The 25,602-nt window shown below is 67.2% G+C and carries 24 protein-coding genes; 19 read left to right on the forward strand and 5 right to left on the reverse strand.

Annotated features, from left to right (window positions below):
- Position 1: 1 nt before the first annotated feature.
- Positions 2 to 1,036, forward strand: coding sequence for a cell envelope integrity protein TolA (gene tolA, locus DES41_RS07595; protein WP_114467043.1), 1,035 nt, complete (start codon positions 2 to 4; stop codon positions 1,034 to 1,036).
- Between the two features lie 79 nt (positions 1,037 to 1,115).
- Here tolA and acnB read toward each other — a convergent pair whose 3' ends face one another.
- The 5 genes from acnB to DES41_RS07620 all read right to left on the reverse strand — a co-directional run bounded on the left by acnB (position 1,116) and on the right by DES41_RS07620 (position 7,208).
- On the reverse strand, positions 1,116 to 3,707 hold the full coding sequence (gene acnB / locus DES41_RS07600; RefSeq protein WP_114467044.1) for a bifunctional aconitate hydratase 2/2-methylisocitrate dehydratase: 2,592 nt from the start codon (positions 3,705 to 3,707) through the stop codon (positions 1,116 to 1,118).
- Between the two features lie 73 nt (positions 3,708 to 3,780).
- A complete protein-coding gene (locus DES41_RS07605; protein ID WP_114467045.1) occupies positions 3,781 to 4,380 on the reverse strand; it encodes a hypothetical protein in 600 nt (199 codons plus the stop codon).
- 29 nt (positions 4,381 to 4,409) lie between these two features.
- Entirely contained in the window at positions 4,410 to 5,423 is a 1,014-nt protein-coding gene (locus DES41_RS07610) for an HpcH/HpaI aldolase/citrate lyase family protein (RefSeq protein ID WP_114467046.1), read from the reverse strand.
- Positions 5,420 to 6,208, reverse strand: coding sequence for a trans-aconitate 2-methyltransferase (tam, locus tag DES41_RS07615; protein ID WP_114467047.1), 789 nt, complete (start codon positions 6,206 to 6,208; stop codon positions 5,420 to 5,422). The genes DES41_RS07610 and tam overlap by 4 nt, the downstream gene beginning before the upstream one ends.
- Positions 6,209 to 6,221: 13 nt before the next feature.
- The gene (locus DES41_RS07620; RefSeq protein ID WP_114467048.1) at positions 6,222 to 7,208 is read right to left on the reverse strand and encodes a malate dehydrogenase; all 987 of its coding nucleotides are present in this window, start codon (positions 7,206 to 7,208) and stop codon (positions 6,222 to 6,224) included.
- Between the two features lie 271 nt (positions 7,209 to 7,479).
- Between DES41_RS07620 and DES41_RS07625 the strand changes: the two genes are divergently transcribed.
- From DES41_RS07625 to trpA, 18 genes are all read left to right on the forward strand, one after another.
- Positions 7,480 to 8,280: a GntR family transcriptional regulator gene (locus DES41_RS07625; RefSeq protein WP_114467049.1), complete on the forward strand. Its 801-nt coding sequence runs from the start codon at positions 7,480 to 7,482 to the stop codon at positions 8,278 to 8,280.
- 136 nt (positions 8,281 to 8,416) lie between these two features.
- Positions 8,417 to 8,863, forward strand: coding sequence for a succinate dehydrogenase, cytochrome b556 subunit (sdhC, locus tag DES41_RS07630; RefSeq protein ID WP_114467050.1), 447 nt, complete (start codon positions 8,417 to 8,419; stop codon positions 8,861 to 8,863).
- Positions 8,864 to 8,886: 23 nt separating this feature from the next.
- On the forward strand, positions 8,887 to 9,255 hold the full coding sequence (gene sdhD, locus DES41_RS07635) for a succinate dehydrogenase, hydrophobic membrane anchor protein (RefSeq protein ID WP_114467051.1): 369 nt from the start codon (positions 8,887 to 8,889) through the stop codon (positions 9,253 to 9,255).
- Between the two features lie 2 nt (positions 9,256 to 9,257).
- The gene (sdhA, locus tag DES41_RS07640) at positions 9,258 to 11,063 is read left to right on the forward strand and encodes a succinate dehydrogenase flavoprotein subunit (RefSeq protein ID WP_114467052.1); all 1,806 of its coding nucleotides are present in this window, start codon (positions 9,258 to 9,260) and stop codon (positions 11,061 to 11,063) included.
- A 14-nt stretch (positions 11,064 to 11,077) separates the two neighbouring features.
- Positions 11,078 to 11,779, forward strand: coding sequence for a succinate dehydrogenase iron-sulfur subunit (locus tag DES41_RS07645; protein WP_114467053.1), 702 nt, complete (start codon positions 11,078 to 11,080; stop codon positions 11,777 to 11,779).
- Positions 11,776 to 12,069: an FAD assembly factor SdhE gene (locus DES41_RS07650; RefSeq protein ID WP_425466351.1), complete on the forward strand. Its 294-nt coding sequence runs from the start codon at positions 11,776 to 11,778 to the stop codon at positions 12,067 to 12,069. The genes DES41_RS07645 and DES41_RS07650 overlap by 4 nt, the downstream gene beginning before the upstream one ends.
- A 10-nt stretch (positions 12,070 to 12,079) precedes the next feature.
- Positions 12,080 to 13,390, forward strand: a complete 1,311-nt coding sequence (locus DES41_RS07655; protein WP_114467054.1) for a citrate synthase — start codon at positions 12,080 to 12,082, stop codon at positions 13,388 to 13,390.
- A 161-nt stretch (positions 13,391 to 13,551) separates the two neighbouring features.
- Complete coding sequence (locus tag DES41_RS07660) at positions 13,552 to 14,517, forward strand: LysR family transcriptional regulator (protein WP_114467780.1); 966 nt, start codon at positions 13,552 to 13,554, stop codon at positions 14,515 to 14,517.
- A gap of 28 nt (positions 14,518 to 14,545) precedes the next feature.
- A complete protein-coding gene (gene leuC, locus DES41_RS07665; protein WP_114467055.1) occupies positions 14,546 to 15,991 on the forward strand; it encodes a 3-isopropylmalate dehydratase large subunit in 1,446 nt (481 codons plus the stop codon).
- Positions 15,992 to 16,001: 10 nt separating this feature from the next.
- Positions 16,002 to 16,124 carry an entericidin A/B family lipoprotein gene (locus DES41_RS07670; RefSeq protein WP_114467056.1) on the forward strand — a complete coding sequence of 41 codons (123 nt, stop codon included), beginning with the start codon at positions 16,002 to 16,004 and terminating at the stop codon, positions 16,122 to 16,124.
- A gap of 16 nt (positions 16,125 to 16,140) precedes the next feature.
- A complete protein-coding gene (gene leuD, locus DES41_RS07675) occupies positions 16,141 to 16,794 on the forward strand; it encodes a 3-isopropylmalate dehydratase small subunit (RefSeq protein ID WP_114467057.1) in 654 nt (217 codons plus the stop codon).
- A gap of 28 nt (positions 16,795 to 16,822) precedes the next feature.
- Entirely contained in the window at positions 16,823 to 17,893 is a 1,071-nt protein-coding gene (leuB, locus tag DES41_RS07680; RefSeq protein WP_114467058.1) for a 3-isopropylmalate dehydrogenase, read from the forward strand.
- Positions 17,894 to 18,099: 206 nt separating this feature from the next.
- Positions 18,100 to 19,263, forward strand: a complete 1,164-nt coding sequence (gene asd, locus DES41_RS07685) for an aspartate-semialdehyde dehydrogenase (RefSeq protein WP_114467059.1) — start codon at positions 18,100 to 18,102, stop codon at positions 19,261 to 19,263.
- 180 nt (positions 19,264 to 19,443) lie between these two features.
- Positions 19,444 to 21,984, forward strand: a complete 2,541-nt coding sequence (locus DES41_RS07690; RefSeq protein ID WP_114467060.1) for a FimV/HubP family polar landmark protein — start codon at positions 19,444 to 19,446, stop codon at positions 21,982 to 21,984.
- 25 nt (positions 21,985 to 22,009) lie between these two features.
- A complete protein-coding gene (truA, locus tag DES41_RS07695; protein WP_114467781.1) occupies positions 22,010 to 22,792 on the forward strand; it encodes a tRNA pseudouridine(38-40) synthase TruA in 783 nt (260 codons plus the stop codon).
- Between the two features lie 54 nt (positions 22,793 to 22,846).
- Positions 22,847 to 23,551 (forward strand): phosphoribosylanthranilate isomerase, encoded by a 705-nt coding sequence (locus DES41_RS07700; RefSeq protein WP_114467061.1) that lies wholly within the window; start codon positions 22,847 to 22,849, stop codon positions 23,549 to 23,551.
- Positions 23,526 to 24,794 (forward strand): tryptophan synthase subunit beta, encoded by a 1,269-nt coding sequence (trpB, locus tag DES41_RS07705; RefSeq protein ID WP_114467062.1) that lies wholly within the window; start codon positions 23,526 to 23,528, stop codon positions 24,792 to 24,794. Before DES41_RS07700 ends, trpB begins: the two co-directional genes overlap by 26 nt.
- Positions 24,791 to 25,600 carry a tryptophan synthase subunit alpha gene (gene trpA / locus DES41_RS07710; protein ID WP_114467063.1) on the forward strand — a complete coding sequence of 270 codons (810 nt, stop codon included), beginning with the start codon at positions 24,791 to 24,793 and terminating at the stop codon, positions 25,598 to 25,600. Before trpB ends, trpA begins: the two co-directional genes overlap by 4 nt.
- Positions 25,601 to 25,602: the final 2 nt, after the last annotated feature.

Genomic DNA, 25,602 nt, shown 5'->3' on the forward strand with positions numbered 1-25,602 from the left:
AATGGCTACCTTGACCCACGCTGCACTGGAGCCGTCCAGCCTCACGCCACCGCAACAGGACGGCCTGCTGCGCTCCGTCGGCCTGGCGCTGGTGGCGCATGCGCTGCTGATCGCCGCTCTGACCTGGGGCGTGAACTGGAAGTCGCAGGAAACCCCGGCCGTGGAGGCCGAGATCTGGTCGTCCGTGCGCCAGCAGGCCGCACCGCGCGCAGTCGAGCCGCCAGCGGTGCAGCCCGAGCCCGAACCGCCCAAGCCCGAGCCCAAGCCCGAGCCCAAGCCCGAGCCCAAGCCCGAGCCCAAGGTCGAACCGCCTCCGACCCCACCGGCGCCACCCAAGGTCGCTCCGCCGCCTGACACCAGCGTGCGCGACGCGCAGATCGCGCTGGAACGCGAGAAGCAGGAACGCGAACGCAAGGAGCGCGAGCGCGAATTGGCCGAGCGCCGCGAACAGCAGAAGAAGGCCGCCGCCGAAAAACAGCGCCAGGAAGACCTGGCCGAAGCCAAGCGCGAAGCCCAGCAAAAGGCCGAGGCGCAGAAGAAGCTCGAAGCCCAGAAGAAGGCGGAGGCACAGAAGAAGGCCGACGCCGAGGAACGCAAGGCGGCCGAGGCTGCCGAAGCCAAGCGCAAGCAGCAGCAGGCGGCCGTGAAGGCCGCCGACGAGAAGGCCGCCGAGGCCCGTCGCCAGGAGAACATCCGCCGCATGCAAGGCATGGCCGGCGCGAGCGGCGGCGCCACGGCCACCGGCAGCGCCCTGCAGTCCACCGGCCCATCGGCCAGCTACGGCGCGCGCGTGGCGGCACGCGTGCGGCCCAACATCGTGTTCCCCGACAGCGTGCAAGGCAACCCGAGCGCCGAGGTCGAGGTGCGCAGCGCGCCGGACGGCACCATCATCGGCAAGCGCCTCACCAAATCCAGCGGCAACAAGGCCTGGGACGATGCCGTGCTGCGCGCCATCGACAAGACCGAGACCCTGCCACGGGACACCGACGGCCGCGTGCCCGGGCTCATGACGATCAGCTTCCGGCCCAAGGAATAAGGCACTTCTGCCCGCCAAAGAAAAAGCCCGCGATGCGGGCTTTTTCTTTGGGCAGCGGGCCGCAAGCCCGCTGGGACGGTCAGGCCGGAACCTTGTCCGCCACGTCCGTGTAGTCCTGGATCTTGTCGAAGTTCAGGTACTGGTAGATCTGGCCGCTGGCGGCTGTCAGCACGCCCATGTCGACCATGTACTCTTCCTTGGTCGGGATGCGGCCCAGCTTGGAGCAGATCGAGGCCAGCTCGGCCGAACCCAGGTACACGTTGGTGTTCTTGCCCAGGCGGTTCGGGAAGTTGCGCGTGCTGGTCGACATCACGGTCGCGCCCTCGCGCACCTGCGCCTGGTTGCCCATGCACAGCGAGCAGCCCGGCATTTCGGTGCGGGCGCCGGCGTTGCCGAACACGCCGTAATGGCCTTCCTCGGTCAGCTGCTGCGCGTCCATCTTGGTCGGCGGCGCGATCCACAGCTTGACCGGGATGTCGCGCTTGCCTTCGAGCAGCTTGGACGCCGCACGGAAGTGGCCGATGTTGGTCATGCACGAGCCGATGAACACCTCATCGATCTTGGCGCCGGCCACGTCGGACAGCGTCTTCACGTCGTCCGGGTCGTTCGGGCAGGCCACGATGGGTTCGTGGATGTCGGCCAAATCGATCTCGATCACAGCTGCGTACTCCGCGTCGGCATCGCCCTGGAGCAACTGCTGGTCCTTGAGCCAGGCTTCCTGCGCAGCGATGCGGCGCTGCAGCGTGCGCGCATCGGCATAGCCCTCGGCGATCATCCACTTCATCAGCGTGATGTTGCTGTTGATGTACTCGGCGATCGGTTCCTTGTTCAGGTGCACCGTGCAGCCGGCAGCCGAACGCTCGGCCGAAGCATCGGACAGTTCGAAGGCCTGTTCCACCTTCAGGTCGGGCAGGCCTTCGATCTCGAGGATGCGGCCCGAGAAGATGTTCTTCTTGCCCTTCTTCTCGACCGTCAGCAGGCCCTGCTTGATGGCGTACAGCGGGATCGCGTTGACCAGGTCACGCAGGGTCACACCGGGCTGCATCTTGCCCTTGAACTTCACCAGCACGGACTCGGGCATGTCCAGCGGCATCACGCCGGTGGCGGCCGCGAAGGCCACCAGGCCGGAGCCTGCGGGGAAGCTGATGCCGATCGGGAAGCGCGTGTGCGAATCGCCGCCAGTGCCCACGGTGTCGGGCGTCAACAGGCGGTTGAGCCAGCTGTGGATCACGCCGTCGCCCGGGCGCAGCGAGATGCCGCCGCGGTTGGCCATGAAGTCCGGCAGCTCGTGGTGCATCTTCACGTCCACCTTCTTCGGGTAGGCGGCGGTGTGGCAGAACGATTGCATGACCAGGTCGGCCGAGAAGCCCAGGCAGGCCAGGTCCTTCAGTTCGTCGCGCGTCATCGGGCCGGTGGTGTCTTGCGAGCCGACCGAGGTCATCTTCGGTTCGCAGTAGGTGCCCGGTCGGACGCCCTGGCCTTCGGGCAGGCCACAGGCGCGGCCGACCATCTTCTGCGCCAGCGAAAAGCCCTTGCCGCTGTCCACCGGGGCCTGCGGCAGGCGGAACAGGGTGGATGCAGGCAATCCGAGGGCCTCGCGGGCCTTGGACGTCAGGCCGCGGCCGATGATCAGCGGAATGCGGCCACCGGCGCGCACTTCGTCGAACAGCACCTCGCTCTTGACCTGGAACTCGGCGATGACCTGGCCATCCTTGAGTGCCTTGCCTTCGTAGGGGCGCAGTTCGACCGTGTCGCCCATGTTCATCTGGCTCACGTCGAGCTCGATCGGCAGCGCGCCGGCATCTTCCATGGTGTTGTAGAAGATGGGAGCGATCTTCGTACCCAGGCAGACACCGCCGAACTTCTTGTTCGGGATGAAGGGGATGTCTTCACCGGTGAACCACAGCACCGAGTTGGTGGCCGACTTGCGGGAGGACCCGGTGCCGACCACGTCGCCCACGTAGGCGACCGGCAGGCCGCGGGCCACCAGTTCCTCGATGAACTTGATCGGGCCGCGCTTGCCGTCTTCTTCGGGCGTGAAGGGCGCGCCGTCGCGCTTGTTCTTCAGCATGGCCAGCGCGTGCATGGGGATGTCCGGGCGCGTGGTGGCGTCGGGAGCCGGCGACAGGTCGTCGGTGTTGGTTTCGCCGGGCACCTTGAACACCGTGAAGGTGATGCTCTTGGGCACTTCCGGGCGGCTGGTGAACCATTCCGCGTCGGCCCAGCTCTGCAGCACGGCCTTGGCGTTGGCATTGCCCGCGTCGGCCAGTTCCTTGACGTCGTGGAACTGGTCGAACATCAGCAGCGTCTTCTTGAGGCCGTTGGCGGCCACAGTGCCAACCTCTGCGTCCTTGAGCAGGTCGACCATGGGGCCAATGTTGTAGCCGCCCAGCATGGTGCCCAGCAGCTCGGTGGCCTTGGCGCGCGAGATCAGCGGGCTCTTCTCGGCGCCATGCGCCACGGCCGCCAGGTAGCTGGCCTTGACCTTGGCAGCGTCGTCCACACCGGCCGGCACGCGGTGGGTGATCAGGTTCAGCAGGAACGCTTCCTCGCCCGCGGGCGGTGCCTTCAGCAGCTCGATGAGCTCGGCCGTTTGCTGCGCCGACAACGGCAGCGGAGGAATACCCAGCGCAGCGCGCTCGGCAACGTGTTCACGGTAGGCTTGCAACATTTTCTTCTCCTGGGAACAGACCGACGGACGCATAAGCAAGAAGCGCACCGTTGGCGTGGGGCTGAATCTTGTGTTAGTTCTTGGGCGCGTCCGCGCTCTCAAAGATGGACCTGGGCGGGTTCTTCTTCATCTCGTCGGCAAACGCGAGCTGCGCCGGCGCCTGGCACTCATCCGCCACGCGAACGCCCTGCTTCTGGTTCATGAGCATGGACTTGTTGCCCAACTGCAGCCACATGGCGCCAGCCTTCGGATCTTCCAGACGGATCGCGCCGGTGCGGCTTTCGACCGGATGCATACGGTAACGGGCGCCCTTGGTGGAGACCGTGAAGAAGCCGGGCTTCTGCTCGTCTGCCGTCACGACCACATCGGCACCCAGCTCGCACTGGATCTTGCCGGTGAACACCCTTTGCGCGACTGCCAGATCGGCGTCGGAGATGACCACGTGCGTGTCCTCGGAGATCGGCGTGACCTCTTCGACGGCCTTGGCCGCACTGCGCCGGATCGGCGCCTTCTTCGGCTCCGCCTTGGCGGTCGGTTTGGCGGCGGCCTTGGCAACCGGCTTGGCAGCGGTCTTCGTGGAGGTCTCGGCGGCGGCCTTGGACGTGCTGCTTTGGGCCGAGGCTGCAAACGGCAGAGCCATCGACAAGACAGCGATGAGGGCGAGCTTCTTCATGGGAGGGAATTTCCTTGGCGGATGGGTTGCTAGGTTGCTGGCTGGCGTTCAGGCACGAAGAACGCCTGCGCCTGGTGCGGGAGCACACGCCCTGTGGCGTGCGCACGCACCAGCACCTGCCAGAAATGGCGGTAGCTTGCACGGTCGTGCAATGTGCCTTCGAAGCTGACGGGCGCCCAGCTTGCACCGATGGCGGCGTCCAGGATCTGTGCGGCTTGGTGGATCTGCTCTTCGTCCGGCGCGAACGCTTCAAGAATCGGACGGATTTGGCTGGGGTGGATGCTCCACATCCGCGTGTAGCCAAACTCGCGCGCTGCGCGGCGGGCCGCCATGCGCATGGCCTCGCCATTGCTGAACTCGGTCACGACGCAGTGCGACGGCACCTTGCCGTGGGCGTGGGCGGCCGAGGCGATTTCGAGCTTGGCGCGCACGACCAGCGAATGGGCGAACTGCCCGGCCACGCCCATGCCGTCGGCAGGGATCGCGCCGGCGTGGGCCGAGACGAAGTCCATGAGGCCGAAGCTCAGCGACTGCACGCGTGCGTGGGCCGCGATGTCGAAGGCATTGCGCACGGCCAGCGGCGATTCGATCAGCACATGCAGCGGCAGCTGCGACGCACCCGCTGCATCGAGCGCCTGCACTGCGCGCACCACATCGGCCAGGCTCTCGACCTTGGGCACCATCAGGTGGCTCAGGCGCGCGCCGGCGCGGCCCGCGATGAAGGACACATCGCTGTCGAACGCGGCATGGTCGACCGGGTGCACGCGCACGCCGACCCGCATGCCGGGCGCAGCGGCCAGCGCCAGTTCGGTGACCAAGGCGGCATGCTCGGCCTCGCCACCCACGGGCGCGCCGTCTTCGCAGTCCAGCGTGACGTCGAACACGCAGGCGCCGAATTCCTGGGCCATCTCGGCCTGCAGCGCCAGGCTCTTGCGCATGCGCGCCTCGACGCCGCTGTAGTGGTCACAGACCGGCAGCGTGACGGCGCCGGCCTGCGCGCCGAGCAGCACGGTGGCGGGATGGTTGGCAGCGGTGACGGTCATGCGGATTGACGTGCCACGATGAACATGCGGGGAAAGGCCAGCAGCCGCTTGCCGTCGGCACGCGGTGCGTACGCCGCATCGACGCGCCGCTCGTACTCCGCCAGGTAGCTGGACTGCAGCGCGGCCGGCAGGCGGTCGACAAAGGGCTTGAGCCCGGTGCCGCGCACCCATTCGACGATGGCCGCGGCCGAGGCCATTGGGTGCTGGTAGATGGTGTGCCAGACGTCCACCTGCGCCGCCAGCGGGGCCAGTAGGTCGTAGTAGCCGCCGATGCCCAGCAGTTCGGTGCGCAGCTTGTCTGCGTCGCCGATGGGCTCGGCCCAGGGCGCCAGGGCCGCCACCTCGCGCATCAGCCGATGGGTCGGCTGCTGCCGGTTGTCGGGCATCTGGATGGCCAGCACGCCGCCCGGCGCCAGCGCCGCAAACAGGCGCGGGACCAGCGTCTCGTGGCCAGGCACCCATTGCAGGGCGGCGTTGGCATAAATGAGGTCGGGCGCGGGTCCATCGGCCTCTTGCGGCGCCCAGGCCGCGATGTCACCCCATGCGAAGCGCGCCTGCGGCAGGCGCTCGCGCGCATTGGCCAGCATGGGTTCGGAATTGTCGATCCCGACGACCTTGGCGCCGGGAAAACGCTGCACCAGCAGCTCGGTGGAATTGCCCGGTCCACAGCCCAGGTCGACCACGTGGGCGGCCTGTGCCAGCGGCACACGCGCCAGCAGATCCTGTGCGGGCCGCGTGCGCTCGTCCTCGTAACGACGGTAGAGCGTGGGGTTCCAGTCGAGCATGCCGGCTTCCTGCTTACAGGAGGTGCTTGACGCCGTCCTGCTCGCTTTGCAGCTCGGCCAGCGTCTTGTCGATGCGCTCCTGGCTGAATGCGTCGATCTCCAGGCCCTCGACCAGCTTGTACTCGCCGTTCTCGCAGGTGACGGGGAAGCCGAACATCACGTCCTTCGGAATGCCGTACTGGCCGTCCGACGGAATGCCCATGGTCACCCACTTGCCGTTGGTCCCCAGGGCCCAGTCGCGCATGTGGTCGATGGCGGCGTTGGCAGCCGAGGCGGCCGACGACAGGCCACGCGCTTCGATGATGGCGGCACCGCGCTTGCCCACGGTGGGCAGGAAGGTGTCGGCGTTCCAGACCTGGTCGTTGATCATCTTGGCCACGCTTTCGCCGCCGATGGTGGCGAAGCGGTAGTCGGCGTACATCGTGGGCGAGTGGTTGCCCCAAACGGTCAGCTTCTCGATGTCGGCCACGGGCTTGCCGGTCTTGGCAGCCAGCTGGCTGGCGGCGCGGTTGTGGTCCAGGCGCAGCATGGCGGTGAAGTTCTTGCGCGGCAGGTCCGGCGCGCTCTTCATGGCGATGTAGGCGTTGGTGTTGGCCGGGTTGCCGACCACCAGCACCTTGACGTTGCGGCTGGCGACGGCGTTCAGCGCCTTGCCCTGGGCCGTGAAGATGGCGCCATTGACGGCCAGCAGCTCGGCACGTTCCATGCCGGGGCCACGCGGACGCGAGCCGACCAGCAGGGCGTAGTCGGTATCCTTGAACGCGGTCATCGGGTCGCTGTGCGCCTCGATGCCAACCAGCAGCGGGAACGCGCAGTCGTCCAGCTCCATGATCACGCCCTTGAGCGCCTTCTGCGCCTTCTCGTCCGGGATTTCCAGCAATTGCAGGATCACCGGCTGGTCCTTGCCGAGCATTTCGCCCGAGGCGATGCGGAACAGGAGGGCGTAACCGATTTGACCAGCTGCACCAGTGACGGCAACGCGGACGGGCTTTTTGCTCATGAGGAAGGCTCCGGAAAGGAAGGAGGGAGAAACACCCCCGCCCAGGCGACGGAACAGTGAGCGCACGGGCCCGGGGGACAGCCCTAGAGTTTACCCGTGTTCCGCAAAAGTGGTCAATTTGTCTTATGTCTTATATAAGATAAGATTGCCCGCCGCGCAGGCCGCTGCGGCACCGCGTGCGCGGGCATGGAAGGCTGGCTAGAACGCCGGCCGTCCGCGCGTCATCCAACCCCGCCGGGCGTTCCGACTCCCGGCACCCTGCCCCAGTTCCATGCCCGCACCCATCTCCGGCAACGCCGCCGAGCCGTCCCTGGACACGGGCCTGAGCGCCACGCCGGCCTTCAGCCCGCTGTACCAGCAGATCAAGGGCCTGATCCTGCAGCGCCTGCAGGCTGGCGAGTGGAAGCCTGGCGAACTGATCCCGAGCGAGATCGAACTGGCCGCCCGCTTCCGCGTGAGCCAGGGAACGGTGCGCAAGGCGGTCGACGAACTGGCCGGGGAGAACCTGCTGGTGCGGCGCCAGGGCAAGGGCACCTTCGTCGCAACGCACACCGAGCAGCATGTGCGCTACCGCTTCCTCAAGCTCGTGCCCGACGACGGCGACCTCATCCGCGAAGGCCCCGCCCAACGCGCCTTTCTCGAATGCAAGCGCACCCGGGCCAGCGCGGAGATCGCGCGCGCACTGGGCTTGCGCAGCGGTGACGCGGTGATGCAGGTGCGCCGCGTGCTCTCCTTTGCCGCGGATGGCGGCGCCCAGACGCCGACCATCCTCGAAGACCTTTGGCTGCCGGGCGGGCCCTTCAAGGGCCTCACCGCCGAGCGCATGGCAGGCTTTCGCGGGCCGACCTACGCCCTGTTCGAAACCGAGTTCGGCGTGCGCATGGTGCGCGCCGAGGAGAAGATCCGCGCCGTGCTGCCCGATGCAGACCAGGCCGGCATCCTGCAGGTCGCACCCGCCACGCCACTGCTCAGCGTGGAGCGCGTGGCCTACACCTACAACGACACGCCCATGGAACTGCGGCGCGGCCTGTACCGCACCGACACGCACCACTATCGCAACGATCTGAGCTGACTTTCGCGCATGGGCAGACGCATGTGCGACTGGCTTTGCAAGACCTCGTCGCGTTTGTCCTGTTGCATTGCAATAGAATTTTGGGCTAACCGCCGCGACAGAATTACAAGGCAGTTACATCCACGAAAGCGCATTCATGACAGAAGCCGCCTCCTCAGCACGACCCAAACGCCCCGAGTTCCGCAACATCAACGCCCTCACCGATCTGCCGACCTACCGGTTGCCGGCTGCAGGTTGGGTGTCCATCCTGCACCGCGCCAGCGGCGTGCTGATGTTCCTGTTGATGCCGTTCATCATCTGGATGTTCGACACCTCGGTCACGTCCGAACTGTCGTTCGCACGCTTCAAGGCCGCGTTCAACACCGGCCTGGGTTTTGCGCCGGGCTGGTTCCTGAAGCTCGTGGTACTGGCGCTGATGTGGGCCTACCTCCACCACTTCATCGCCGGGCTGCGCCACCTGTGGATGGACGTGAGCCATGACGCTGTCAACAAGCAGTTTGGCAAGACCTCCGCCACCACCGTGCTGGTGCTGAGCCTGGGCCTCACGCTGGTGCTGGGCCTGAAGCTTTTCGGCGTCTACTGATCACAACAAGGAAAAGTCTCCCCATGGCTGTCAACTACGGATCCAAGCGCATCGTCGTCGGTGCGCACTACGGCTTGCGCGACTGGCTGGCGCAACGCGTCACCGGCGTGCTCATGGCGCTGTTCACCGTCATCGTGCTGGCCCAGCTGCTGCTGACCAAGGGCCCGGTGGGCTACGACCTGTGGGCCGGCATCTTCGCCGCCCAATGGATGAAGGTGCTGACCTTCTCCGTGATCATTGCCCTGATCTACCACGTGTGGGTGGGCATCCGCGATGTGTTGATGGACTACATCACCGCAGCAGTCTGGCTCCGTCTCGCGCTCCAGATTTTCACCATCGTCTGGCTGGTCGGCTGTGCCGGCTGGGCCATCCAAGTCCTCTGGAGACTGTGAGCATGAGCTACACCAAGAAGAACATCAACAAGCGCAAGTTCGACGTCGTCATCGTCGGCGCCGGCGGCTCCGGCATGCGCGCTGCACTCGAACTCTCGCGCGCCGGCCTGTCCGTCGCTTCGCTGTCCAAGGTTTTCCCGACGCGCTCGCACACGGTGGCGGCGCAGGGCGGCGTGTCCGCCTCGCTGGGCAACATGTCCGAGGACAACTGGCACTACCACTTCTACGACACCATCAAGGGCTCCGATTGGTTGGGCGACCAGGACGCCATCGAGTTCATGTGCCGTGAAGCGCCCAAGGTGGTGATCGAGCTCGAGCACTTCGGCATGCCATTCGACCGCAACCCGGACGGCACGATCTACCAGCGCCCGTTCGGCGGCCACACCGCCAACTACGGCGAGAAGCCCGTGCAGCGCGCCTGCGCCGCGGCCGACCGCACCGGCCACGCCATGCTGCACACCCTGTACCAGCAAAACGTCAAGGCCAAGACCAACTTCTTCGTCGAGTGGATGGCGCTGGACCTGATCCGCGACGCCGATGGCGACGTGGTCGGTGTCACCGCGCTCGAACTGGAAACCGGCGAGCTGTACGCGCTGCAGGCCAAGGCCGTGCTGCTGGCCACCGGCGGCGCCGGCCGCATCTTCGCGGCATCGACCAACGCCTTCATCAACACCGGCGACGGCCTGGGCATGGCGGCGCGCGCCGGCATCCCGTTGCAGGACATGGAGTTCTGGCAATTCCACCCGACCGGCGTGGCCGGCGCGGGCGTGCTGCTGACCGAAGGCTGCCGCGGCGAAGGCGCCATCCTGCTCAACAGCAATGGCGAACGTTTCATGGAGCGCTACGCGCCCACGCTGAAGGACCTGGCACCGCGCGACTTCGTCTCGCGTTCCATGGACCAGGAGATCAAGGAAGGTCGCGGCTGCGGTCCCAACAAGGACTACATTCTCATGAAGCTGGACCACCTGGGCGCCGACACCATCCGCAAGCGCCTGCCCTCGGTGGAAGAGATCGGCCACAACTTCGCCAACGTCGACATCACCAAAGAGCCAATCCCGGTGGTGCCGACCATCCACTACCAGATGGGTGGCATCCCGACCAACATCAACGGCCAGGTCGTCACGCACGACGGCCAGCAGAACAACATCGTCAACGGCCTGTACGCGGTCGGCGAGTGCTCCTGCGTGTCGGTGCATGGCGCCAACCGCCTGGGCACGAACTCGCTGCTGGACCTGCTGGTGTTCGGCAAGTCCGCCGGCAAGCACATCGTCGAATTCATCCGCGGCAGCGGCGAGCACAAGCCGCTGCCGGCCGATGCAGGCGACAAGACGCTGGCCCGCCTGAACCAGTTGCAGGAATCCACGGATGGCGCCTACGCGCAGGACGTGGCCAACGACATCCGCGCCACCATGCAGCAACACGCCGGCGTGTTCCGCACGCAGGCCAGCATGGACGAGGGCGTGGTCAAGGTCGACGCCATCCGCGACCGCGTCTCCGGCGTCACGCTGAAGGACAAGTCGATGGTCTGGAACACGGCCCGCATGGAAGCGCTGGAAGTCGACAACCTGATCGAAGTCGCGCAGGCCACCATGACCTCGGCCGCCGCGCGCAAGGAATGCCGCGGCGCCCACACCGTCTACGACTACGAGCACCCGGCCGACCATGCCGAGTTCCCGCTGGGCCGCAACGACAAGGAATGGATGAAGCACACGCTGTGGCACAGCGAAGGCAACAACCTGACCTACAAGCCGGTCAACCTGAAGCCCCTGACGGTCGATTCGATCCCGCCCAAGGTCCGTACGTTCTAACAAGGTCCCACACGATGAAGCGCACATTCCAGATCTACCGCTACGACCCGGACAAGGACGCCAAGCCTTACATGCAGACCGTCGAGATCGAGCTCGACGGCAGCGAACGCATGCTGCTGGATGCCCTGGTCAAGCTCAAGCAGCAAGACCCGACGATCTCGTTCCGCCGCTCCTGCCGCGAAGGCGTCTGCGGCTCCGATGCGATGAACATCAACGGCAAGAACGGCCTGGCCTGCCTGACCAACATGAACACGCTGAAGGACCCCGTCGTCCTGAAGCCGCTGCCAGGCCTGCCCGTGATCCGCGACCTGATCGTGGACATGACGCAGTTCTTCAAGCAGTACCACTCGATCAAGCCCTACCTCATCACCGAAAGCCTGGCCCCCGACAAGGAACGCCTGCAATCGCCCGAGGAGCGCGACGAGCTGAACGGCCTGTACGAGTGCATCTTGTGTGCGAGCTGCTCCACGAGCTGCCCGAGCTTCTGGTGGAACCCGGACAAGTTCGTGGGCCCGGCCGGCCTGCTGCAGGCCTACCGCTTCATCGCCGACAGCCGCGACGAAGCCACGGCCGAACGCCTGGACAACCTGGAAGACCCGTACCGCCTGTTCCGCTGCCACACCATCATGAACTGCGTGGACGTGTGCCCCAAGCATCTGAACCCGACCAAGGCCATCGGGAAGATCAAGGAGATGATGGTGCTTCGCACCGTCTGAATGCCGTGGCCCAAGCGCAGGAAGTCCTCGACGAACGCGCGCTGGCGATGCTGCGCTGGCGCTGCCGGCGCGGCCTGCTGGAGAACGATCTGTTCCTGGAACGATTCTTCGAACGCCACGGTCCAAATGTCACTGCGGCGCAGGCCGATGCCCTGTCGCAATTGATGGAATTGGGAGACCACGACCTGCTCGACCTGCAACTGGCACGCAAGACGCTGGAACAGGTCAGTCCTGCGCTGGACAACGCCGAGACGCGCGCTGTCCTGAATCTGTTACGAGAAAACCGCTGAAAGGGTGAACATGAAACTAGCCGAAAACAAAGCCACGCTGTCGTTCAGCAATGGCAGTCCGAGCGTCGAGTTGCCTGTGTACCAGGGCAACGTCGGTCCGGATGTCGTGGACATCCGCAAGCTCTACGCGCAGACCGGAATGTTCACCTACGACCCGGGCTTCCTCTCCACGGCATCGTGCCAATCCGCCATCACCTACATCGATGGCGACAAGGGCGAGCTGCTGTACCGCGGCTACCCCATCGAGCAGTTGGCCACGAACTGCGACTTCCTGGAAACCTGCCACCTGCTGCTGTACGGCGAACTGCCGAACACGGAGGAAAAGGGCAAGTTCACCAAGCTCGTGACCAACCACACGATGGTCAACGAGCAGATGCAGTTCTTCCTGCGTGGCTTCCGCCGCGATGCGCATCCGATGGCCATCATGACGGGCCTGGTCGGCGCGTTGTCGGCCTTCTACCACGACAGCACGGACATCAACAATCCGGAGCACCGCAACATCTCCGCGATCCGCCTGATCGCCAAGATGCCCACGCTGGTCTCGATGGCCTACAAGTACACCATCGGCCAGCCGTACATGTACCCGCGCAACGACCTCAGCTATGCAGGCAATTTCCTGCACATGATGTTCGCGACGCCCTGCGAGGAATACAAGGTCAGCCCGGTGCTCGAACGCGCGCTGGACCGCATCTTCATCCTGCACGCCGACCACGAGCAGAACGCCTCCACCTCCACGGTGCGCCTGTGCGGCTCCTCGGGCACCAACCCGTTCGCCGCCATCGCCGCCGGTGTCGCCTGCCTGTGGGGCCCTGCCCACGGCGGTGCCAACGAGGCTGCGCTGAACATGCTGTATGACATCCAGCGCGAAGGCGGCGTTGAGAAGATCGGCGAGTTCATCAAGAAGGTCAAGGACAAGAACTCCAGCGTCAAGCTGATGGGCTTCGGTCACCGCGTCTACAAGAACTACGACCCGCGCGCCAAGCTCATGCAGGAAACCTGCAACGAGGTGCTGACCGAGCTGGGCCTGGAGAAGGATCCGCTGTTCAAGCTGGCCAAGGAGCTGGAGAAGATCGCCCTGGAAGACGAGTACTTCGTCTCGCGCAAGCTGTACCCGAACGTGGACTTCTACTCGGGCATCGTGCAGCGCGCCATCGGCATCCCGGTGCCGCTGTTCACGGCCATCTTCGCGCTGGCCCGCACGGTCGGCTGGATTGCCCAGTTGAACGAAATGATCGGCGACCCCGAGTACAAGATCGGCCGTCCGCGGCAGCTGTTCACGGGCTCGACCAAGCGCGACGTGCAGCCGCTCGCAAAGCGCTGATCGACTGTTGCCTTCGGGCACAAGAGCCCCGCCGGCCCTCTGGCCCGCGGGGCTTTTTCTCGTCCACGGCCGGCAGGAGGGGCATCGCGATCGGCGATGCCTCCGGCCTTAAAACTGGTGGAAAATGGCCGCCCCGTCGCCGCAGGCGATGCCCCACCATGATGAAACCGTCCGAACGCAACTTTGCCCGCCGCATCGACCTCACGTCGTTGCAGCTGTTCGTGGCCGTCTACGAACTGGGCAGCATCGGCAAGGCTGCCGAGCGGGAGTTCATCGCTGCCTCGGCCGTCAGCAAGCGGCTGTCCGACCTGGAAACGCTGTTGCAGACCACGCTGCTGTACCGCCACGCGCGCGGTGTGGACCTGACGCCGGCCGGCGAAAGCCTGCTGCACCATGCCCGCTCCGTGCTGTTCAGCCTGGACCGCATGCAGGGCGAGCTCAGCGAGTACGCCGACGGCGTGCGCGGCCATGTGCGCGTGCACGCCAGCATCTCGGCCATCGTGCAGTTCCTGCCCGAAGACCTGGGCGATTTCGTGCGGCGCCATGGCGGCATCAAGATCGACCTGGAAGAGCATTTGTCCAGCGAGGTCGTGCGCGCAGTGCAGGAGGGCGCGGCCGACCTGGGCATCTGCCATGCCGCGGCCGCCGAGACCAGTGACACGTTGCAGACCCGCCCCTACCGGCGCGACCGGCTGGTGCTGATCGTGCCGCGCGGCCACCAGTTGGCAGGACGCGGGGCCGTGCCGTTCGATGCCACGCTGGCTTTCGACCAGGTGGGCCTGCACAGCAACAGCTCCATCCACCTGGCCATGCACAGCGCGGCCGCGAGCCTGGGCCGCACCATCAAGCTGCGCATCCAGGTCACGGGCCTGGATGCCATGTGCCGCATGATCCACAACGGCCTGGGCATCGGCGTGATGCCGCAGCGCGCGTTCGAACTCATGCACGGCGTGGGCGACCTCGAGCATGTGCCGCTCAGCGACGCCTGGGCCGAACGCCAGATCCGCATGGTGGCGCGCGACTTCTCCACGCTGCCGGTCACGGCGCGGCTGCTGGTCGAGCACCTGGCCCCGCCTCCCGAACCACCTGCCGAGCCTGTGTCTGCCGACCAGGCCTTGGCCGTTTGAACGAACCAGTCCCCCACGAAAGAAGCCCATGAGCCTCACCACCAGCCCCGCGGGTGCGCGCACCCTGTACGACAAGATCTTCGACGAGCACACCGTCCACACCGAGGAAGACGGCACGGCCGTGCTGTACATCGACCGCCACCTGGTGCACGAGGTCACGAGCCCGCAGGCCTTCGAAGGCATCCGCCAGGCCGGCCGCAAGGTGTGGCGCGTGAGCTCCATCGTGGCCACGGCCGACCACAACACCCCCACCACGGGCTGGGAACAGGGCTACGACGGCATTGCCGACCCGATCAGTAAGGAACAGATCACCACGCTGAACAGCAACATCAAGGAGTTCGGCGCGGCCGCGTTCTTCCCCTTCATGCACAAGCGCCAGGGCATCGTGCACGTGATCGGCCCGGAGAACGGTGCCACGCTGCCGGGCATGACGGTGGTCTGCGGTGACAGCCACACCAGCACGCACGGTGCCTTCGGTGCGCTCGCGCATGGCATCGGCACCAGCGAGGTCGAGCACGTGATGGCCACGCAGACACTGCTGGCCAAGAAGGCCAAGAACATGCTCGTCAAGGTCGAGGGCCAACTGGCCAAGGGCGTCACGGCCAAGGACATCGTGCTGGCCATCATCGGCAAGATCGGCACCGCCGGCGGCACGGGCTACACCATCGAATTTGCCGGCTCCGCCATCCGCAGCCTCAGCATGGAAGGCCGCATGACGGTCTGCAACATGGCCATCGAAGGCGGCGCGCGTGCCGGCCTGGTGGCGGTGGATGACAAGACCATCGATTACGTCAAGGGCCGCCCGCTCGCACCCACCGGCGTGGCTTGGGATCAGGCCGTTGCCTACTGGAAGACGCTGCACTCCGACCCGGGCGCCCACTTCGACACCGTGGTCGAGCTGGACGCCACGCAGATCGTGCCGCAGGTCACCTGGGGCACCTCGCCCGAGATGGTGCTGGGCATCGACGGCCGGGTGCCCGATCCCGACAAGGAGAAGGACGCCAACAAGCGCGGTGCCATCGAGCGCGCGCTGACCTACATGAACCTGGAGCCGGGCAAGGCGCTCGACGACATCTTCGTCGACAAGGTGTTCATCGGCAGCTGCACCAACAGCCGCATCGAGGACATGCGCGAAGCCGCCGCCGTGGTCAAGAAGCTCGGACAGAAGGTGGCCAAGAACGTCAAGCTCGCCATGGTGGTGCCGGGCTCGGGTCTCGTGAAGGAACAGGCCGAGCGCGAAGGCCTGCACGAGATCTTCAAGGCCGCCGGCTTCGAATGGCGCGAGCCGGGCTGCTCGATGTGCTTGGCCATGAACGCCGACCGGCTGGAGCCGGGCGAGCGCTGCGCCTCCACCAGCAACCGCAACTTCGAAGGCCGCCAGGGTGCCGGCGGACGCACGCACCTCGTCAGCCCGGCCATGGCCGCGGCCGCTGCCGTGCATGGCCACTTCGTCGACGTGCGCCAGTTCGCCTGAGGCAGCCCCCATGAAAGCCACCACCGCACTGCTGCTGGCTGCTGCCTTCGCGCTGGCCGCATGCAACACCGTCAAGGGTGTCGGCAAGGACGTGCAACGTGCCGGCGAAGCCATCGAGCGCTCGGCCAAGTAAACACAGGAACACCGCCATGCAGAAATTCACCATCCACAAGGGCCTCGTCGCGCCCATGGACCGCGAGAACGTCGACACCGACGCCATCATCCCCAAGCAGTTCCTCAAATCGATCAAGAAGACCGGCTTCGGCATCAACCTGTTCGACGAGTGGCGTTACCTGGACAAGGGCGAGCCCGGCGTGCCCGAGTCCGCGCGCAAGCCCAACCCCGACTTCGTGCTGAACCAGCCACGCTACGCCGGCGCCTCGGTGCTGCTGGCGCGCAAGAACTTCGGCTGCGGCTCCTCGCGCGAGCACGCGCCCTGGGCGCTGGACCAGTACGGCTTTCGCGCCATCCTGGCGCCGAGCTTTGCCGACATCTTCTTCAACAACAGCTTCAAGAACGGCCTCTTGCCCATCGTGCTGCCCGAAGCCACCGTGGCCCAGCTGTTCGACGAGTGCTTTGCGTTCCCGGGCTACCAGCTGACGGTCGATCTGGAGCGCCAGGTCGTCGTGCGCCCGCAGGGCGAGGAGATCGCGTTCGACGTCCAGCCCTTCCGCAAGTACTGCCTGCTCAACGGCTTTGACGACATCGGCCTGACCTTGCGCCACGCCGACAAGATCCGCGCCTACGAGGCCGAGCGCCTGGCCGCCAAGCCCTGGCTGGCCAACACCATGCTGTCCGCCTGATCCCTTTTCCAACCTATCTTCATCGCTTATGAAAATCGCAGTTCTGCCGGGTGACGGCATCGGCACCGAGATCGTCGAACAGGCCGTCCGCGTGCTGAAAGCACTCGACCTGAAGCTCGAGATGGAAACCGCCCTCGTCGGCGGCGCCGCCTACGACGCACACGGCCACCCGCTGCCCGAGGCGACGCTCCAACTCGCCAAGGAGGCCGATGCCGTGCTGTTCGGCGCTGTCGGCGATTGGAAGTACGACACGCTGGACCGCCCGCTGCGTCCCGAGCAGGCCATCCTGGGCCTGCGCAAGAACCTCGGCCTGTTCGCCAACTTTCGCCCCGCCATCTGCTACGAGCAACTCGTCGGCGCCTCCAGCCTCAAGCCTGAGCTGGTCGCCGGCCTGGACATCCTGATCATTCGCGAGCTGACCGGCGACATCTACTTCGGCCAGCCGCGCGGCCGCCGCGTTTCGCCCGATGGCCACTTCCCCGGTGCCGAGGAAGCTTTCGACACCATGCGCTATTCGCGCCCGGAGATCGAGCGCATCGCGCGCGTGGCCTTCGAGGCCGCGCGCAAGCGCAGCAAGCGCGTGACCAGCGTGGACAAGGCCAACGTGCTGGAAACCTTCCAGCTGTGGAAGGACGTGGTCACCGAGATCGGCAAGGAATATCCGGACGTGGAGCTCGACCACATGTACGTGGACAACGCCGCGATGCAGCTGGTCAAGGCGCCCAAGAAGTTCGACGTGGTCGTGACCGGCAACATGTTCGGCGACATCCTGTCCGACGCCGCCGCGATGCTGACCGGCTCCATCGGCATGCTGCCCTCGGCCAGCCTGAACAGCAGCAACCAGGGCCTGTACGAGCCCAGCCACGGCAGCGCGCCCGACATCGCCGGCAAGGGCGTGGCCAACCCGCTGGCCACCATCCTGTCGGCCGCGATGATGCTGCGCTTCTCGCTGAACCAGGTGGCCGCCGCCGACCGCATCGAGTCGGCCGTGCAGAAGGTGCTGGCGCAGGGCCTGCGCACGCCCGACATCTACAGCGAAGGCACGACCAAGGTCGGCACGCGCGAGATGGGCGACGCAGTGCTGAAGGCGCTGGGCTAGAATCTCGCCCCATGTCCGCCGCCGCCTGCTCCGCAATCCTGTCCATGCCGTTCGGCATGGCTGCGGCGGCCGACATCTCCACCAAAACCACGACCACCATTACGGGCTGACTCAGCCTGGTTCGTCGTGCGCCCTTCCTGGCCGTCGACGCGCCAGGCGAGCAGTCCCTCTAGGCGCTGTTTGTTTTTACTTGAAAGGGCAATGTGATGAAGGTAGGTAATCTGGTCGGCCTCGTCGGCTGGCGCGGCATGGTCGGCTCGGTCCTGATCGACCGCATGCAGGCCGAGGGCGATTTCGAGTTGATCGAACCGGTGTTCTTCTCGACCTCCAACGCGGGCGGCAAGGCCCCTGCGCAAGCCAAGAACGAGACCACGCTGCAGGACGCCTACGACATCGCCGCGCTCAAGCGCTGCGACATCATCATCACGGCCCAGGGCGGCGACTACACCAGCGAAGTTTTCCCCAAGCTGCGCGCCGCCGGCTGGAACGGCCACTGGATCGACGCAGCCTCCACGCTGCGCATGAAGGACGACGCGGTCATCGTGCTCGACCCGGTCAACCTGCCGGTGATGCAGCGTGCGTTGGCCAAGGGCGGCAGGAACTGGATCGGCGGCAACTGCACCGTCAGCTGCATGCTGATGGGCGTGGGCGCGCTGTACAAGGCCGGCCTGGTCGAATGGATGAGCACCATGACCTACCAGGCCGCATCCGGCGGTGGCGCCCAGCACATGCGCGAGCTGCTGACGCAGTTCGGCAGCATCCACGGCGAGGTGCGCGACCTGCTCAACGACCCCAAGTCGGCGATCCTGGAGATCGACCGCAAGGTGCTGGCCAGGCAAAAGGCCCTTTCCGCCGACGAGACCGCCAACTTCGGCGTGCCGCTGGGTGGCAGCCTGATCCCGTGGATCGACAAGGACCTGGGCCTGGGCAAGTCGCAGGACGATGCCGAATGGGGCATGTCCAAGGAAGAGTGGAAGGGCGGCGCCGAGACCAACAAGATCCTGGGCCAGGGTCCGTCCTTCGGCACCGGCATCACGCCGGTCGACGGCTTCTGCGTGCGCATCGGCGCCATGCGCTGCCACAGCCAGGCGCTGACCTTCAAGCTAAAGAAGAACGTGCCGCTGGCCGACATCGAAGCCATGCTGGCCGCCGACAACGAGTGGGTGCGCGTGGTGCCGAACACGCGCGAGGACACGCTCAAGGGCCTGACGCCCGTGGCCACCACCGGCACCCTGACGATCCCGGTCGGCCGCATCCGCAAGCTGGCCATGGGCCCGGAATACGTGGGCGCGTTCACGGTCGGCGACCAACTGCTGTGGGGCGCAGCCGAGCCGCTGCGCCGCACGCTGCGCGTGCTGCTGCAGGCCTGAGCCGCACCCTTCCCCCTGACACGGCCCGCCTCTGGCGGGCCGTTGGCGTCTGGCAACATCGGGGGGCAGCGAGAATGGCGCGCTCCAATGCGGCGCCAAGTTCGAACCCGCTTCAGCTTGTCAGCCTAAAGCATTGCTGCTACCGTTCTTTTTAGTAACCAAGTCGGCCCGTCCATTTGCATGATCAAACGTTCCAATGCTGCTGAACAGGCCGATGACAAACCACTGGTGAAGCCGGCCTTGCAGGGCTGGACGCGCAGCATGGTGGCCGCAACCGCCACCGCGGCATTGCTGGCGCCGCTGCAGCAGGCCCAGGCATTGACCTTGGGCCGGGCCTCGGTGCAATCGGCCCTCGGCGAGCCGTTGCGCGCCGAGATCGAGCTGCCGGACATCACGGAAGAAGAGTCCCGCACGCTGCAGACCGCGATCGCGACGCCCCAGGCGTTCCGCGCGGCCGGGCTCGAGTACAACGCCGCCCTGGGCACGGTGCGCATCGAACGGGCGCGCCGCGCCGATGGTCGCGCCGTGCTGCGGCTCAGCAGCGACCAGCCCGTCCGCGAGCCCTTCATCGACCTGATCCTGCAGGCCAACTGGGCCTCGGGCCGGGCGGTGCGCGATTACACCTTGCTGCTGGACCCACCGTCGCAGCGCCAACCCGCTGCGCAGACGGCGCCGCAGTTGCCGCCCAGCGCCGCCGCGGCACCGCCTGCCGTGGCCGCGCCGCCTGCTCGCCCACCCGCCGCGCCCCCGGCGGCTTCGGCGCCAGCGCCGGCCCCAGCGCCAGCCGCCACTCCAGCGCCGCCCTCGCCTCCTGCAGCGCCGCCGGCTCCGGCAGCACGCGCAGCCGCACCCCCACCGGCGCCCGGCGCCACGCCAGACACCGCCACCGTGCGCCGTGGCGACACCGCCAGCCGCATCGCCTCCGCCAACCGGCCGCCCAACGTCTCGCTCGACCAGATGCTGGTCGCCATGTTGCGGGGCAATCCGAACGCCTTCATCGACGGCAACGTCAACCGCCTGCGTGCCGGTGCCGTGCTGGACTTGCCCAACGCCAGCCAGGCCGCCGCCGTTCCCGCGGACGAAGCCACGCGCACGATCGCGGCCCAGTCGCGCGACTTCAACGCCTACCGCAGCCAGATGGCGGGCCAGGTGCCCACGGTCCCGGGCGGCGCGCAGCGTTCTGCCAGCGGCCGGGTGCAAGGCAAGGTCGACGACAGCCGGCCCGCGGCGACGGCACCGGACCGGCTGACCCTGTCCAAGGGTGGCGTGCAAAGCCGCGCGCAGGAAGAAAAGATTGCGCGCGAAAAGGCCAGCAAGGAAGCCGCCGAACGCGTCGCGGAACTCTCGCGCAACATCGACGCGCTCAACAAGCTGGGCGCGGGCGGCCCCGCATCATCCGCATCCGCATCCGCACCTGCGCCCGCCCCAGCGCCGGCGCCGGAACCTGCGGCCTGGGCTGCTGCGCAGGTCCCTGCCCCGCAAGCTTCGGCCCCAGCCCCGGCGTCCGCCCCGGAACCCGCCGCATCGGTGCCTGCAGCCGAGCCGCCTGCCTCCGCCAAGGCCCTGCCAGCCCCCGGCCCAATGCCCGCGGCGCAGGAACAGGGCGGCCTGCTCGACAGCCTGCGCCGCAACCCGCTGCTGCTGGCCGCGGCGGCCGTCCTGCTCGCCCTGCTGGCCGCGTTGGGCATCTACCGCGCACGCCAGCGCCGCCAGGCCGCCGAAGAGGAGAGCCGCCTGCAGGAGCCGGTGGAGTCGTTCTTCGCCAGCAGCGGTGGCCAGCATGTGGACACCACCGCCGAGAGCGAGGCGGCGGCTACCGCCGTCTACTCGCCCAGCCAGTCCGACACCAGCAGCGAGGTTGATCCGGTGGCCGAAGCAGAGGTCTACCTCGCTTACGGCCGCAATCTGCAGGCCGAGGAAATCCTCCAGGAAGCCCTGCGCACCACGCCCGAACGCGTGGCCATCCACGCCAAGCTGGCCGAGATCCATGCCAAGCGCCGCGACGCGACCGCGCTGCAGGCGACCGCGGCGAAGGTGCACGCCCTGACCGGCGGCACTGGCCCCGAATGGGAAGCTGTCGCGGCACTGGGCCGCGAACTGCAACCAGAACACCCGCTCTGGCGCGATGCCGCCGTGGCGGGCCTGGGCGCGGCAGCCGCAGGCGCCGCTGTCGCTGTGGCTGGCGCCGCGCCGCCGCCGCCCGCGGCCGATGACAGCGATGCTTCGCTGTGGCCGGACTCCACGGCGACCCCGCCCGCGCCGTCGGCACCCGCACTGCAGCCCATGCCGGACATTAGCCTGGACCTCGGCGACGACGACAGCCCGGCCCCGCGGGCGCCGCCTGCCAAGCCCGCGGCCGATGCCGAGCCACCGGCGCCACCGATGGCCGAAGCCATGGACCTCGACTTCGACGTGCAGAGCACCTACAAGGCGCCGTTGGCGGCGCCCACGCCCGCACCGGCCACGGACTCCGACCTGCTGCCGTTCGACCTGGGCTCGCTGTCGCTGGACCTCGGCGAACCCGCCGACAAGGGCTCGGCCGCCGAGCCCATCGCCGAACCGGAGGCCGACGACCCGCTCGCCACCAAGCTGGCCCTGGCCGAGGAATTCCAGGCCATTGGTGATGACGACGGCGCGCGCGCGCTGGCAGAAGAGGTGCTGGCCGAAGCCACCGGGCCGCTCAAGGCCCAGGCGCAGCGCTTCCTGGCCGAACTCGGCTGAGCGGCGCGCCGGGGAGGGATCGATGGTGCGTCTGGCACTCGGGGTCAGCTATGCGGGCCAGGCCTACGACGGCTGGCAGAGCCAGCCTTCGGGCAACACCGTGCAGGACAAGCTCGAAGCGGCGCTGCGCAGCTTCGCGCAGCAGGACATCGGCACCCTCTGCGCCGGCCGCACCGATGCCGGTGTGCATGGCCTCATGCAGGTGGTGCACTTCGACACCACGGTCCGGCGCGAGACCCATGCCTGGGTGCGCGGCACCAACAGCTTCCTGCCTGGTGACATCGCCGTGCAATGGGCCCATCCCGTCACGGAGCAGTTCCACGCACGCGCCAGCGCCATCGGCCGGCGCTACGCCTACGTGCTGATGGAGTCGCCCGTGCGGCCCAGTGTGGAGCGCGGGCGCATCGGCTGGGTGCACCGCCCGCTCGACCACGCAGCCATGCAGGCGGCGGCCGTGCTGTTGCTGGGCGAGCACGATTTCACATCCTTCCGCGCCTCGCAGTGCCAGGCGCGCACGCCCGTCAAGACCATGCGCCGCATCGACATCACGCGGCGCGGCGCCTACTGGCGTTTCGAGTTCGAGGCCGATGCATTCCTGCACCACATGATCCGCAACCTCATGGGTTGCCTGCTGGTCGTCGGCAAGGGCGACCGGCCCGTGGAATGGATGGCCGAGGTGCTGGCCGCGCGCGACCGCCGCGTAGCCGCCCCCACCTTCTCACCCGACGGTCTGTACTTCCTGGGCCCGCGCTACGAAGACCATTGGGGCCTCCCGGAACGCACGGTTGCCTATGATTGGCTCCCCTGAGCGCTTCGCCTGAAAGCGCCCCACCGCCGCCCGTTTGGGCAGAGGTTTCCCCCTATGACCAGAACCCGCATCAAGATCTGCGGCATCACGCGCGAACAAGACCTGGACGCCGCCGTGGCCGCTGGCGCCGACGCCGTCGGCTTCGTGCTCTACGCCAATAGCCCGCGCTGTGTCGCACCGCGCCGCGCGGCCGAGCTTGCACGCCGGCTGCCGCCCTTCGTCACGCCCGTGCTGTTGTTCGTCAACACCCCGCCCCAGGAAGTGGCCGCCGCCTGCGACCAGGTGCCTGGCGCCACGGTGCAGTTCCACGGCGACGAGACGCCGGCCCAATGCCTGGCTGCCACGGCACGCCCCGCCCGCCCCTTCCTGCGCGCAGCCCGCATTCCGCTGGATGAAAACGCAGGGCCGTTCGACTTGGTAAGATTCGCGGCCGAATTCTCCCAAGCCCAGGCCATCCTGCTCGACGCCCATGTCGAGGGATACGGCGGCGGCGGCAAGGCATTCAATTGGTCACTCCTGCCAACAAGCGTCGACTCTCACCTCGTCTTGAGTGGTGGACTCACGCCTGCAAACGTGACCGATGGCATCTTGCAGGTGCGGCCACGCGCGCTGTCGCTGGCCGTTGATGTGAGTTCCGGCGTCGAGGCCTCCAAGGGCATCAAGGACGCCGACAAGATCAACCGCTTCGTCGCGGCCGTCCGCGCCGCCGACGCGCACTTTGCAAAGATTCATCATGTCGACCCCTTATCAACAGCCTGATGCCTCAGGCCATTTCGGCGTCTATGGCGGCAGCTTCATCTCCGAGACGCTGACGCACGCCATCGCCGAACTGCGCGAGGCGTACGCCCGCTACCAGCACGATCCCGAGTTCATCGCCGAATTCAAGAGCGAGCTGGCGCACTTCGTCGGCCGCCCCTCGCCCGTCTACCACGCGGCGCGCAGCAGCCGCGAGCATGGCGGCGCGCAGATCTTCCTCAAGCGCGAGGACCTCAACCACACCGGCGCGCACAAGATCAACAACGTGATCGGCCAGGCCATGCTGGCCAAGCGCATGGGCAAGCCGCGCGTGATCGCCGAGACCGGCGCCGGACAGCACGGCGTGGCCACGGCCACCATCTGCGCGCGCTACGGGCTGGAATGCGTGGTCTACATGGGCAGCGAGGACGTGAAGCGCCAAAGCCCCAACGTGTTCCGCATGAAGCTCCTGGGCGCCACCGTGGTGCCGGTGGAAAGCGGCAGCAAGACGCTCAAGGACTCGCTCAACGAGGCCATGCGCGACTGGGTCGCCAATGTGGACGACACCTTCTACATCATCGGCACCGTGGCCGGCCCGCACCCCTACCCGATGATGGTGCGCGACTTCCAGAGCGTGATCGGCAACGAGTGCCTGGTGCAGATGCCCGAGATGCTGGCAGCAGCAGGATGCAAGAACGACCAGCCCGACGCGGTGCTGGCGTGCGTGGGCGGCGGCAGCAACGCCATCGGCATCTTCTACCCCTACATCGGCCATGCAGGCACCCGCCTGATCGGCGTGGAAGCCACCGGCCAGGGGCTGGACAGCGGCAAGCACGCGGCCTCGCTGCAGCGCGGCAGCGCCGGCGTGCTGCACGGCAACCGCACCTACCTGCTGCAGGACGAAAACGGCCAGGTGACCGAAACGCACAGCATCAGCGCCGGCCTGGACTACCCGGGCGTGGGGCCCGAGCACGCGTTCCTGAAGGACATCGGCCGCGCCGAGTACGTCGGCGCCACCGACGCCGAGGCGCTGGACGCCTTCCACTACCTGTGCCGCACCGAGGGCATCATCCCGGCGCTGGAATCGGCCCACGCGTTTGCCTACGCGCGCAAGCTGGCACCCACCATGCGGCCCGACCAGAGCATCCTCGTGAACCTGTCCGGCCGCGGCGACAAGGACATCGGCACCGTTGCCGACCTGTCGGGCGAGGACTTCTACGACCGCCCCTCCATGCGCGGCCACGCCGTCAAGGGAGGCCAGCCATGAGCCGCATCGCCACCACCTTCGCCGGGCTCAAGGCGCAAGGCCGCAAGGCGCTGATCCCCTATGTCACGGCCGGCTTCCCCTATGCCGACGTCACGCCCGAACTCATGCACGCCATGGTCGCGGCCGGCGCCGACGTGATCGAACTCGGCGTGCCGTTCAGCGACCCGATGGCCGACGGGCCGGTGATCCAGGAGGCAGGCGAGAAGGCCCTGGCCCTGGGCATCGGCATGGCGCAGGTGCTCGCGATGGTGAAGGCTTTCCGCGTGCAGGATACGCAGACGCCCGTGGTGCTGATGGGCTACGCCAACCCGGTCGAGCGTTACGAGCAGCGCCACGGCGCCGACAGCTTTCCGCGCGATGCGGCGGCCGCCGGTGTCGACGGCGTGCTCGTCGTCGACTACCCGCCCGAGGAGTGCGTGGACTTTGCGGCCCGCCTGCGCGCCAAGGGCATCGACCTGATCTTCCTGCTGGCTCCCACCTCGACCGACGAGCGCATGCGCCAGGTGGCCGAGGTGGCGAGCGGCTACGTCTACTACGTCTCGCTCAAGGGCGTGACGGGTGCCGGCACGCTGGACACCGCGGCTGTGGAGGCCATGCTGCCGCGCATCCGCCGCCATGTGCAGCTGCCCGTCGGCGTCGGCTTCGGCATCCGCGATGCCAGCACGGCCCAGACCGTGGGCCGCGTGGCCGATGCGGTGGTCATCGGCAGCAAGATCATCCAGCTGCTCGACGGGCAGCCGCGCGACCAGGTCGCCAGCACGGCGGCTGGGTTCCTGCGCGGCATCCGTTCGGCACTCGACGCATAATC

Origin of the sequence: Pseudorhodoferax soli (genome assembly GCF_003337555.1) — a bacterium.
In the GTDB taxonomy this organism is placed as follows: Bacteria; Pseudomonadota; Gammaproteobacteria; order Burkholderiales; family Burkholderiaceae_C; genus Pseudorhodoferax; species Pseudorhodoferax soli.

What these genes read in the sequence shown, in the direction of transcription:
- DES41_RS07620 (WP_114467048.1), bottom strand. Translation starts at nt 7,208, where the DNA reads ATGAGCAAAAAGCCCGTCCGCGTTGCCGTCACTGGTGCAGCTGGTCAA.
- leuC (WP_114467055.1), top strand. Translation starts at nt 14,546, where the DNA reads ATGAGCCTCACCACCAGCCCCGCGGGTGCGCGCACCCTGTACGACAAG.
- tam (WP_114467047.1), bottom strand. Translation starts at nt 6,208, where the DNA reads ATGCTCGACTGGAACCCCACGCTCTACCGTCGTTACGAGGACGAGCGC.
- DES41_RS07690 (WP_114467060.1), top strand. Translation starts at nt 19,444, where the DNA reads ATGATCAAACGTTCCAATGCTGCTGAACAGGCCGATGACAAACCACTG.
- sdhC (WP_114467050.1), top strand. Translation starts at nt 8,417, where the DNA reads ATGACAGAAGCCGCCTCCTCAGCACGACCCAAACGCCCCGAGTTCCGC.
- DES41_RS07645 (WP_114467053.1), top strand. Translation starts at nt 11,078, where the DNA reads ATGAAGCGCACATTCCAGATCTACCGCTACGACCCGGACAAGGACGCC.
- DES41_RS07670 (WP_114467056.1), top strand. Translation starts at nt 16,002, where the DNA reads ATGAAAGCCACCACCGCACTGCTGCTGGCTGCTGCCTTCGCGCTGGCC.
- DES41_RS07605 (WP_114467045.1), bottom strand. Translation starts at nt 4,380, where the DNA reads ATGAAGAAGCTCGCCCTCATCGCTGTCTTGTCGATGGCTCTGCCGTTT.
- sdhD (WP_114467051.1), top strand. Translation starts at nt 8,887, where the DNA reads ATGGCTGTCAACTACGGATCCAAGCGCATCGTCGTCGGTGCGCACTAC.
- DES41_RS07625 (WP_114467049.1), top strand. Translation starts at nt 7,480, where the DNA reads ATGCCCGCACCCATCTCCGGCAACGCCGCCGAGCCGTCCCTGGACACG.
- DES41_RS07660 (WP_114467780.1), top strand. Translation starts at nt 13,552, where the DNA reads ATGAAACCGTCCGAACGCAACTTTGCCCGCCGCATCGACCTCACGTCG.
- trpB (WP_114467062.1), top strand. Translation starts at nt 23,526, where the DNA reads ATGTCGACCCCTTATCAACAGCCTGATGCCTCAGGCCATTTCGGCGTC.
- sdhA (WP_114467052.1), top strand. Translation starts at nt 9,258, where the DNA reads ATGAGCTACACCAAGAAGAACATCAACAAGCGCAAGTTCGACGTCGTC.
- asd (WP_114467059.1), top strand. Translation starts at nt 18,100, where the DNA reads ATGAAGGTAGGTAATCTGGTCGGCCTCGTCGGCTGGCGCGGCATGGTC.
- DES41_RS07655 (WP_114467054.1), top strand. Translation starts at nt 12,080, where the DNA reads ATGAAACTAGCCGAAAACAAAGCCACGCTGTCGTTCAGCAATGGCAGT.
- acnB (WP_114467044.1), bottom strand. Translation starts at nt 3,707, where the DNA reads ATGTTGCAAGCCTACCGTGAACACGTTGCCGAGCGCGCTGCGCTGGGT.
- tolA (WP_114467043.1), top strand. Translation starts at nt 2, where the DNA reads ATGGCTACCTTGACCCACGCTGCACTGGAGCCGTCCAGCCTCACGCCA.
- leuD (WP_114467057.1), top strand. Translation starts at nt 16,141, where the DNA reads ATGCAGAAATTCACCATCCACAAGGGCCTCGTCGCGCCCATGGACCGC.
- DES41_RS07700 (WP_114467061.1), top strand. Translation starts at nt 22,847, where the DNA reads ATGACCAGAACCCGCATCAAGATCTGCGGCATCACGCGCGAACAAGAC.
- leuB (WP_114467058.1), top strand. Translation starts at nt 16,823, where the DNA reads ATGAAAATCGCAGTTCTGCCGGGTGACGGCATCGGCACCGAGATCGTC.
- trpA (WP_114467063.1), top strand. Translation starts at nt 24,791, where the DNA reads ATGAGCCGCATCGCCACCACCTTCGCCGGGCTCAAGGCGCAAGGCCGC.
- DES41_RS07610 (WP_114467046.1), bottom strand. Translation starts at nt 5,423, where the DNA reads ATGACCGTCACCGCTGCCAACCATCCCGCCACCGTGCTGCTCGGCGCG.